We start from the raw sequence: 5,430 nt of genomic DNA, 5'->3' as shown, positions 1-5,430 counted from the left end.
ACCTCAAGGGCCGTACGCAGGCCACGCTCTTCGAGTACCTGCGGATGATCGCCATCGCGCGGCTGTTCATGGACAACATCGCCCACATCCAGGGCTCCTGGCTCACCACCGGCAAGGAGGTCGGCCAGCTCTCGCTGCACTACGGAGCCGACGACCTCGGTTCGATCATGCTGGAGGAGAACGTCGTCTCGTCGGCCGGTGCCAAGCACCGCTCCAACCGCATGGAGATCATCGACCTGATCCGTAAGGCAGGCCGCGTCCCGGCCCAGCGCACCACCACGTACGAGCACATCGTCGTGCACGACGACCCGGCGAACGACCCCGTCGACGAGCGGGTCCAGTCGCACATCTCGTCGACGGCGATCGAGGGCGGGACCGCCCACCCCGAGCTGAAGCTGCTCGCTTCCAACTGAGTCGGCAAGAGGGCGAGTTGGAGACGATTCACGCAGCCGACGAGGTACGCGTCGGCTGGGACCGCGGGGAGCCGATCAAGGACGGTGCGGTCGTCGTGGGACGGGACCGGGTGGCGGCCGTCGGGACGTTCGCGGAGATCCGGGAACGGTTTCCCGACGCACGGGTGCGTCGGTGGCCCGGGGTGCTCGGGCCCGCCCTGATCCACAGAGGGCCCATCCCGGACGCACCGACACCGCGTGAACGCATTCACGCGGTGTTGAAGCTGGGCGCGGTGGCGGTGCTGGAGAGGTACGCCGATACGCCCGAACTCCGGGCCGCGGCCGGGCGTACGGACGTCGTCGTGCTTCCGGACACCGTCGTGCTTCCGGACGCAGCGCCGCCCGCCATCCGGGAAGCGGGCCGCGCCGACCTCGCCGTGTTCGACGAGGACGGCACCTGCATCGCTACGGTCTGCGCGGGCCGCCTGGTGCACAGGCGGCGATAGGGTCGCAGCCCCTGGTCAGCCCCTGGTCAGCCCGAGAAGGCTTCCGCGAACGCGCCCGAACTCTGCCTGATCCCACTGCAGTCGGTCCGCGGGCCCTTCGCCGACGACTTGCCGCGCGCACACGCCGTGTCGCGGGCCGCCGCCCACATCGACACCCACGCGACGCCCTTCTCCTCGGCGAACGAACGGACCTGGGCCGCGTCGGACAGCGTGAACGTCTCGTTGTCGACGTCGTTGACGCCGATCATCGAGGTGAGCGCGAGGCCCTTCCAGGCGTCCTCGGACGAGAGGTCGAAGACGCCCTGCAGCTGCTTGTGGGTCGCCTTGGCCGCGGCGATGGCGTAAGTGCCCATGTCATCGTCGAACGAACTGCCGTAGTTCATCGTCATGATGTTGACCGTGGAGACCTGCACACCGTTGTCGTTGGCGGACTCCAGCACGGCCAGGCTCTTGGCGTTGAGGCCGTGCGGCATCACGGGCAGCGTGAAGGACACCCGGACCTCGGGGCGCTCCTTCTGGAGCAGGGCGATGGCCTTGGAGCGCACCGCGACCGACTTGGAGTCGGCCAACGCGGCGGCCTCGATGTCGAAGTCGGCCTCCTTCGCGCCGGCGGCGTCGAGCGCGGTCGCGTAGGCCTTGGCCAGCTTGGAGGCGTTGTCGCAGGTCGTGGCGAGCTCCTTGCCGGACGCTCCGCCGAAGGAGACCCGCATACTGCTGCCGGACGACGCCAGCGCCGAGATCCTGGACTTCACCGCCGAGTCGCCGATGGCTTTGTCGCCCCACGTCGGCGTGCAGCCGCCGCGGCCCGCGATCACGAAGGCCAGGTTGTACGCCGACGGGGAGCCCGCCGATTCGTTGTCGGAGGCCGCGGTGGCGCTGACGTACGGGGCGTACGCGGGACCCGGTAAGGACGTCGCCGGCGGTGACTGTGACGGCGATGGCGACTGCGAAGGCGACTGCGAAGGCGTCTTCGGAGCCGAGGGGGCCGAGGGGGCCGACTGCGGGGGTGGCGTGTCCGAGGAGCACCCGGTGCAGGACAAGGCTGTCGCCAAGACAAGCCCGGCAGCTGGTTTCAGGAGACTCCTCATGGCACATGCACCGCTCTCGTGACTTGCGTCTGGGACGGGCAACGTCTCACAAGTGGCCGGGCTTCATGAAATCAACGCGGGTTCTCTCAGGGACCGCACAGGTTAAGGCGATTCTCATGGCTGTCTCACATCAGAATCAGAGTTCTTGCCACATGAAGGCTGCCTAACGTCCGGGGAATGCAATCCGAGCCTGGCATCGAGAACCGCGCGAACGAGCGCGGCCGCCGCGATAAGCGTGGCAACGGGTCCGAGGACGGACCCGTGTTCGTCGACAACTCCGGGCGCAGGGCCAAGCTGCTGCGCCGGATCGGTCTCCTCCTCGGCGTTGTCTGCCTCGGGTACGCGGTCGTGCTCGGCATGGCGTTCATGGGCTGGGGCCCCTCGCTGTCCCCGTCCTCGCTGCTGCCCTTCGGGGGCGGCGGGCCTGCCGGTGCGCAGAACGAGGGACCCGGCGGTGCACAGCCGCAGGGCGGCACCGGCAGCCCGCCGGAACAGCGGACCGGTGCCCCGCCCGCGGGCGTCCCGTCGGGTGTTCCCACGGGCGTCCCGTCGGGTGCCCCCACCGGTGCTCCCACCGGCATCCCCACCTCCGACCCGTCCTTGGCTACGTCCTCAGCTCCGTCCGTGTCCGCCTCCGCGGCCGCCAACTGACCGAAAGGCAGCCGCACTCATGGCTACGACGACTCCCTCGCGCGGCCGCAGGCGCGCGCCCTCCCGCATGGAGCGGGCCGCCGGCAAGGCCGCGGCTCTGCAGAAGCCGCGCGTGATCCTCGCTCTGTTACTCCTGCTCGCGCTCACCAGCGTGATGCTGCTCGACGGTTATCTGCGCGCCGAGGTCGGTGGCGACCAGCGCGTACGCAGCGGGGCCGCCACCGACGACGTCCCGGACGAGGTCCTCGACGGCGGGCCGATCCTGACGTTCCGCGGTGGTCAGGCGCAGTCCAGGTCCGTGCCGGAGAAGACCATCGCGCTCACCTTCGACGACGGGCCCAACCCCACCTGGACACCGAAGATCCTCGAAGTCCTGGAAGAGAACGACGTCCCGGCCACCTTCTTCGTGGTCGGCTCGATGGTCTCGCGCAACCCGGACCTCGTGAAGGACCTGGTCGGCCAGGGCAACGAGATCGGCATCCACACCTTCACGCACATCGATCTCTCGTACCAGAGCGACGCCCGCGTCACGCGCGAGATGGAACAGACACAACTCGCGCTCGCGGGCGCGGCGGGCATCACGACCACGCTGTTCCGTGCCCCGTACTCCTCCCGGACGGATGCCATCGACAACTACAGCTGGCCCGTCTACAAGAAGCTCGGCGAGGAGGGCTACACCAGCGTCTTCGTCGACACCGACAGCGACGACTGGAAGCGGCCGGGTGTCTCGAAGATCATCAAGGGGGCCATGCCGTCGAAGAACAAGGGTGCGTCGGTGCTCTTCCACGACGCGGGCGGTGAGCGTTCGCAGACGGTGAAGGCGCTCGGGACGTACATCAAGAAGATGAAGGCGAAGGGGTACACCTTCACCACCATCAGCGGCGCCATCGGGCAGCAGGAGGCGGAACAGGGCGGCCAACAGCCAGGCCAGGAGCCCGACCAACAGCCCGACCAACAGCCCGACCAACAGCCCGACCAACAGTCCGGTCAACAGCCCGCCGGTCAACAGCCCGGCCAGGAACCCGGCGGCCCCGCCCAGCAGAACGGCGCCTCGAACCCCCAGGCCGCCCACCGCACGGCCACCGGCGCCACCCTCTACGAGGGCAAGGCCCTTGTCGCGGCCGTCGCCGTCGCCGAGTGGATCGTGCCAGGGCTCGCGACCGGGCTCGCCGTCGTCGGTGTCGCCGTCATGGGCCGGTTCGGGATGATGCTGATACTCGCCCGCAGCCACCACCGGCAGCGCAACAAACGCCGGTTCAGCTGGGGGCCGCCGGTCACTCGACCCGTGAGCGTGATCGTGCCCGCGTACAACGAGAAGGAGTGCATCGCCAACACGCTCAACTCCTTGGCGCGGAGCACCCATCCGATCGAGATCATCGTCGTCGACGACGGTTCGACGGACGGCACGTCGGAGATCGCGGCGTCGCTGGGCCTGCCGAACGTACGCGTCATCCGCCAGGAGAACGCGGGCAAACCGGCGGCGCTCAACAACGGTGTACGGCACGCGAGTTACGACATCGTGGTGATGATGGACGGTGACACGGTCTTCGAACCGGACACCGTCGGGCAGTTGGTGCAGCCCTTCGCCGACCCGGAGGTCGGTGCCGTCGCGGGCAACGCCAAGGTCGGCAACCGCGACACCGTCATCGGGGCGTGGCAGCACATCGAGTACGTGATGGGCTTCAACCTCGACCGCCGCATGTACGACCTGCTGCGCTGCATGCCGACGATCCCGGGTGCGATCGGCGCGTTCCGTCGCGAGGCCGTGCTCGCGGTGGGCGGTATGAGTGAGGACACGCTCGCCGAGGACACCGACATCACGATCGCCCTGCACCGCGAGGGCCGGCGGGTCGTCTACCAGGAGCACGCACGTGCCTGGACCGAGGCGCCCAGGTCGCTCAAGCAACTGTGGTCGCAGCGTTACCGCTGGTCGTACGGCACGATGCAGGCTCTGTGGAAGCACCGCAAGTCCCTGACGGACAAGGGGCCTTCGGGTCGCTTCGGCCGGGTCGGCATGCCGCTGGTGGTCGTCTTCCAGATCCTCACGCCCGTGTTCGCACCGCTGATCGACGTGTTCACCGTCTACGCGATGATCTTCGTCGACTTCAAGGCGTCACTGCTGGCGTGGCTGGCGGTCCTGGGCATCCAACTCGTCTGTGCCGCATACGCGTTCAGGCTGGACAAGGAGAAGTACCGCTACCTGCTGATGCTTCCGCTCCAGCAGCTCGCGTACCGCCAGATGATGTACCTCGTCCTGATCCACTCCTGCATCACCGCCCTGACGGGCGGCCGTCTGCGCTGGCAGAAGCTGAAGCGCACGGGCGAGGTCGGAACACCGGCGGGGGCGGGCTGATGGGCTCTCATCGCAGGGGAGCGGCTACCGCTGTGACCACGGTGGCAACCCCCGAGCCGAAGCCGAAGCCGAGTCCGAAGCCGGGTCCCGCGGGACGCGACCGCTACTTCGACGCCCTCCGGGCGATCGCCCTGGTCCGCGTCGTCGCGTACCACGCCTTCGGCTGGCCCTGGGCGGGCATGCTCTTCCCCTCCATGGGAATCATGTTCGCCCTGGCCGGCACCCTGACGGCGAAGTCCCTGGAGCGTCCCGGGGCGCGCAGGCCTGGGAGGTTCTCTGGTACCTGCGCACGTACTTGTGGTTCGTGCTGCTCTCGCCGCTGCTGCTGAGGGTGTTCCGGCTCGCGCCCGTGCCGGTCCTGCTGCTGTCCCTCGCCCCGATCGCGGTCCTCACCTTCCTCTGGGCACCGCCGGACGACCGGCTCGGCAGCGCCCTCACCG

Annotated in this window: 4 protein-coding genes and 2 pseudogenes; 5 read left to right on the top strand and 1 reads right to left on the bottom strand. The window is 68.7% G+C overall.

Going from position 1 to position 5,430, the window contains the following annotated elements; genetic code table 11:
• Positions 1–413 (top strand): annotated as a pseudogene (locus FE633_RS44930) (dehypoxanthine futalosine cyclase); the annotation flags it as partial.
• Between the two features lie 17 nt (positions 414–430).
• Positions 431–898 carry an imidazolonepropionase-like domain-containing protein gene (locus FE633_RS44925; RefSeq protein ID WP_138050933.1) on the top strand — a complete coding sequence of 156 codons (468 nt, stop codon included), beginning with the start codon at positions 431–433 and terminating at the stop codon, positions 896–898.
• Positions 899–924: 26 nt separating this feature from the next.
• On the opposite strand, the gene FE633_RS44920 is transcribed toward FE633_RS44925, so the two are convergent.
• Positions 925–1,986: a chitinase gene (locus tag FE633_RS44920; RefSeq protein ID WP_138050932.1), complete on the bottom strand. Its 1,062-nt coding sequence runs from the start codon at positions 1,984–1,986 to the stop codon at positions 925–927.
• 177 nt (positions 1,987–2,163) lie between these two features.
• Between FE633_RS44920 and FE633_RS44915 the strand changes: the two genes are divergently transcribed.
• From FE633_RS44915 to FE633_RS49065, 3 genes and pseudogenes are all read left to right on the top strand, one after another.
• Positions 2,164–2,637, top strand: a complete 474-nt coding sequence (locus FE633_RS44915; RefSeq protein ID WP_138050931.1) for a hypothetical protein — start codon at positions 2,164–2,166, stop codon at positions 2,635–2,637.
• 19 nt (positions 2,638–2,656) lie between these two features.
• Positions 2,657–4,990, top strand: coding sequence for a bifunctional polysaccharide deacetylase/glycosyltransferase family 2 protein (locus tag FE633_RS44910; RefSeq protein ID WP_138050930.1), 2,334 nt, complete (start codon positions 2,657–2,659; stop codon positions 4,988–4,990).
• Positions 4,990–5,430, top strand: a pseudogene (locus FE633_RS49065) (acyltransferase family protein); the annotation flags it as partial. The gene FE633_RS44910 and the pseudogene FE633_RS49065, both read left to right, overlap by 1 nt.

It is taken from the genome of Streptomyces montanus (assembly GCF_005786655.1).
In the GTDB taxonomy this organism is placed as follows: domain Bacteria; phylum Actinomycetota; class Actinomycetes; order Streptomycetales; family Streptomycetaceae; genus Streptomyces; species Streptomyces sporangiiformans.
This window is presented reverse-complemented; position numbering and strand designations above follow the sequence as displayed.

What these genes read in the sequence shown, in the direction of transcription:
- FE633_RS44920 (WP_138050932.1), bottom strand. Translation starts at nt 1,986, where the DNA reads ATGAGGAGTCTCCTGAAACCAGCTGCCGGGCTTGTCTTGGCGACAGCC.
- FE633_RS44915 (WP_138050931.1), top strand. Translation starts at nt 2,164, where the DNA reads ATGCAATCCGAGCCTGGCATCGAGAACCGCGCGAACGAGCGCGGCCGC.
- FE633_RS44910 (WP_138050930.1), top strand. Translation starts at nt 2,657, where the DNA reads ATGGCTACGACGACTCCCTCGCGCGGCCGCAGGCGCGCGCCCTCCCGC.